Source organism: Streptomyces sp. NPDC020597 (genome assembly GCF_044335095.1).
GTDB lineage: Bacteria > Actinomycetota > Actinomycetes > Streptomycetales > Streptomycetaceae > Streptomyces.
Window position 1 is genome coordinate 1 of record NZ_JBIRUL010000066.1, and the last position, 4,183, is coordinate 4,183.

The 4,183-nt window shown below is 73.3% G+C and carries 2 protein-coding genes; both read right to left on the bottom strand.

The window, feature by feature from the left end; genetic code table 11:
- Window positions 1-1,845: type I polyketide synthase (locus tag ACH4ZA_RS39780; protein WP_398433881.1), on the bottom strand; the 1,845-nt coding region annotated here is incomplete at its 3' end.
- Window positions 1,846-1,890: 45 nt separating this feature from the next.
- On the bottom strand, window positions 1,891-4,183 hold a 2,293-nt coding region (locus tag ACH4ZA_RS39785; protein ID WP_398433882.1), incomplete at its 5' end, for an SDR family NAD(P)-dependent oxidoreductase.

A 4,183-nucleotide genomic window follows, 5' to 3' on the forward strand; every position in this document is an offset into this window, starting at 1 on the left:
CTCCGCGAACCGCGCAGCGAACACCGGCGACACATCCAACAACTCCACCGCCATCCCCACCCACTGCCCACCCTGACCCGGAAACACGAACACCGGATCGGGGGAGGTGCCGGGGCTCTCCGCGAAGCCGCGGGCCGCGTTCGGGCAGCGTTCACCCCGGGCCAGGGCGCGCAGGCCGTCGACCAGGCCCGCCTGGTCCGTGCCGATGACCACGGCGCGCTCCTCCAGCGCGGCGCGACCCGTGGCGAGCGTGTGGGAGACGTCCACGGCGGAGAGGCCGGCGGACTCGATGCGGTCGAGCAGCCGCTGTGCCTGCTCCTTCAGCGCGGCCTCCGAGCGGGCCGACAGCATCCAGGGCAGGACGACAGCGGCCCCTTCCGCCTTGTCCGCCGCGCCGGCGTCCGTCGTCCCGGCGTCCGTCGTCCCGGCGGCTTCCGTCTGTTCGGCGACCGGAGCCTGCTCGAGGACGACGTGGGCGTTCGTGCCGCTGCCTCCGAAGGAAGAGACGCCGGCGCGGCGCGGCCGTCCGGTCTCCGGCCAGTCGGCCGCCTCGGTGAGCAGGCGCAGCGTTCCGGGGGACCAGTCGACGTGCGGGGTGAGCTCCTCCCCGTGGAGCGACTTGGGGGCGACGCCGTGCCGTAGCGACTCGACCATCTTGATGACGCCCACGACACCGGAAGCGGCCTGTGTGTGGCCCACGTTGGACTTCAGGGAACCGATCAGCAGCGGGGTGTCGGCGTCGCGTTCCTGACCGTAGGTCGCCTGCAGCGCCTGCGCCTCGATCGGGTCGCCGAGCTTCGTCCCCGTGCCGTGCGCCTCCACCACGTCCACGTCCGCCGCCGACAGACCCGCGTCCGCCAGCGCCGCACGGATCACCCGCTGCTGCGACGGACCGTTCGGCGCCGTCAACCCGTTCGACGCACCGTCCTGGTTGATCGCCGAACCCCGCACCACCGCCAGCACCTGATGACCCTGCGCCTGCGCGTCCGACAGCCGCTCCAGCAGCAGGACGCCGACGCCTTCGCCCCAGCCCGTGCCGTCGGCGCCGGCCGCGAAGGGCTTGCAGCGGCCGTCGGGGGCCAGGCCGCGCTGACGGCTGAACTCGATGAAGTTGCGCATGCTGGCCATGACGGTGACACCACCCGCGACCGCCATCGAGCACTCGCCGGAGCGCAGCGCACGGACCGCGAGATGGAGGGCGACCAGCGAGGAGGAGCACATCGTGTCGAGGCTGACGGCCGGTCCCTCGAACCCGAAGCTGTAGGAGATGCGCCCCGACAGCACGGCGGCGGATCCGCCGGTCAGCAGGTGTCCTTCGATCCCCTCGGGCGCGCGGGCGCCGTCGGGCGCGTAGGCCTGGTTGCTGGCGCCGACGAACACGCCGGTGGAGCTGCCGCGCAGCGTCGTGGGGTCGATGCCGGCCCGTTCGAACGCCTCCCAGGTGGTTTCCAGCAGCAGGCGCTGCTGCGGGTCCATGGCGGTCGCCTCACGCGGCGAGATCTCGAAGAACCCGGCGTCGAACTCGGCCGCGTCGTGCAGGAAGGCGCCCTGGCGGACGTAGCTGGTGCCGATGCGCTCCGGGTCGGGGTCGTACAGCGCCTCGATGTCCCAGCCACGGTCGGTCGGCAGGTCCGAGACGGTGTCGACGCCGTCGGCGACGATCCGCCACAGGTCCTCCGGGCTGCGCACTCCACCGGGCATGTGACAGGCGGTGGCCACGATGGCTATGGGCTCGTGCGCCCGCGTCTCCAGGTCGGTGAGCCTGTGACGGGTCTGTCGCAGGTCCGTGGTGACGCGCTTGAGGTAGTCCCGCAGCTTGTCCTCGGTGTTGTGCGTGTTGGCCATGCCAGTCAGCCCTTCGAGAATCGGGAAGTCGTGTCGGGGGTGCGCTCAGGAGATCCCGAGTTCCTTGTCGATCAGATCGAACATGTCCTGGTCGGAGGCGCCGACCAGTTCGTCGTCCACGGTCGTGGGGGTGGGTGCGCCGGTGGGCGCCGCCCAGGAGTCGAGCAGGCCGCGCAGCGCCGCGGCGAGCTCCTCCCTCGCGACCGGGTCCGAGGTGGCGCGGTAGGCCGCCTCGATCCCCTTCAGCCGGGGGTCGAGCGCGCTGTCGCGGTCGTCCTCGGGGAAGAGTTCCTCGCCCAGATGGTCGGCGAGGGCCTGTGGCGTCGGGTGGTCGAAGACGAGCGTCGCGGAGAGCTTGGCGCCGAGTGCGGAACCGAGCCGGTTGCGCAGTTCGACGGCGGTCAGGGAATCGAATCCCATGTCCCGGAAGGCCCGGCCGGGCTTGACCACGTCGGCGGCTGCGGAGCCGAGGACCGCGCCCACGTGCGTACGGACCAGCTCGGCGAGCCGGCGCTTGCGCTTGGCGGCAGGCAGCGCGGCCAGTTCGCCACGGAGCCCGTCGGCCACCGTGCTCGCGTCCGCCGTGTGCCCGGCGGCCCCTTCGGCGTCCTGCGCGGCCCGCAGGGCCTGGACATCCGGGATCTCGTCGATCAGCGGGCGGTGCCCGTGGGCGCAGTACGCGGGCACGAACCGGTCCCAGCGGATGTCCGCCACGACGACGGTGGTCTCGTCGGCCGCCACCGATTCGCGCAGGGCGCGCACGGCGAGCGCCGGCTCCATCGCGGGCACTCCGCGGCGCGTCAGCTGCTCGCCGACCTCGGCGTCGACCATGCCGCCGCCGGCCCAGGCGCCCCAGGCGACGGACGTGGCGGGCAGACCGGCGGCGCGGCGCCGTTCGGCGAGCGCGTCGAGGTGGGCGTTGGCGGCCGCGTACGGCCCCTGGCCGCCGTTGCCCCAGACGCCGGCTCCGGAGGAGAAGAGCACGAAAGCGTCCAACGGGCGTGCGCCCAGCAGCTCGTGCAGGTTCTCGGCGCCCACGACCTTGGCGTGCATCAGCTCGACGGCCTCGGCGGCGTCGATCTCCGTGAGCGGCCGTGCCCGGTCGACGGCGCCCGCGGTGTGGACGACCGCGGTCAGGGGGGTCTCCTCCGGGATGCCCCGTATGACCGCGGCCAGCCGGCCGCGGTCGGCCACGTCGCAGGCGGCGACGGTCACCGAGCATCCGAGGTCGGTCAGTTCGCGCTCCAGCTCCGCCGCCCCCGGCGCGTCGGGACCGCGCCGGCTGGTCAGCACCAGGTGTTCGGCGCCCTCGCGGGCGAGATCCCTGGCCACATGGGCGCCGAGTGCGCCGGTGCCACCGGTGACGAGTACGGCGCCTCGCGGCTTCCACACCGGCGCCTCGGGGGAGCCGGCGAGCGGTGAACGCACCATCCTCCGCACGTGCACGCCCCGCTGTCCGGTCCGGAGCGCGAACTCGTTCTCTCCGCCGGGCGCATCGCCTGCCGCGAGCAGCGCGGGCAGCTGCGCAGCCAGTTCGGCGCCGCCGTCCGCCGGGAGGTCCACCAGTCCGCCGGACCGCTCGGGATCGTCCAGCGCGGCCACCCGGAGCAGACCCCACGCGGCGGCCTGGCCCGCGACCGGCTCGTCCTCGCCGTCGACGGCGACGGCTCCGCACGTCAGTGACCACAGTCCGGCGTGGATCGCGTTGTCCGCGAGAGCCTGGCTCAAGGCCATGGAGCCGAGCACTCCCCTGGTGACGCCCGGGCTGCGCTCGTCCGGTGTGTCATCCAGCGCCAGCAGCGACAGCACGCCGGCGGGGCCGTCCCCCGGTTTCACGGCGTCCTCCAGCAGTTCGGCGACGACCGTCCGGTCCGCCCGCTCCGGCACGACCACCGGGACGACTCGCGTGGCTTCCTCCAGAACGCGTCGCGTCCGGACCGTCACGTCGTCGTTCGACAGCTTTTCGGGGATGACGAGGAGCCAGGTCCCGTCGAGCGCAGCCCCTTCGGCGAGCCGGTGGGGCCGCCACACCACCCGATAACGCCAGCTGTCCAGCTTCGCCCGGCCCTGCCGTCCCCGACGCCAGGCCGACAACGCCGGCAGGACATCGCCCAGCCCCCCGGTCCCGTCCAACCCCAGCGTGCCCGCGAAACCCTCAGCGTCGCCGTCCTCGACGATCCGCCAGAACTCCTCCTGCGCCGGATCCAACCCGGCCTGCACCCTGGGCATGTCCAGCCAGTAGCGGCTGCGCTGGAACGCATACGTCGGCAACTCCACCCGACACGGCGACAACCCCTCGAACACCGGCCCCCAGTCAACCCCCACACCCCCCGCCCAC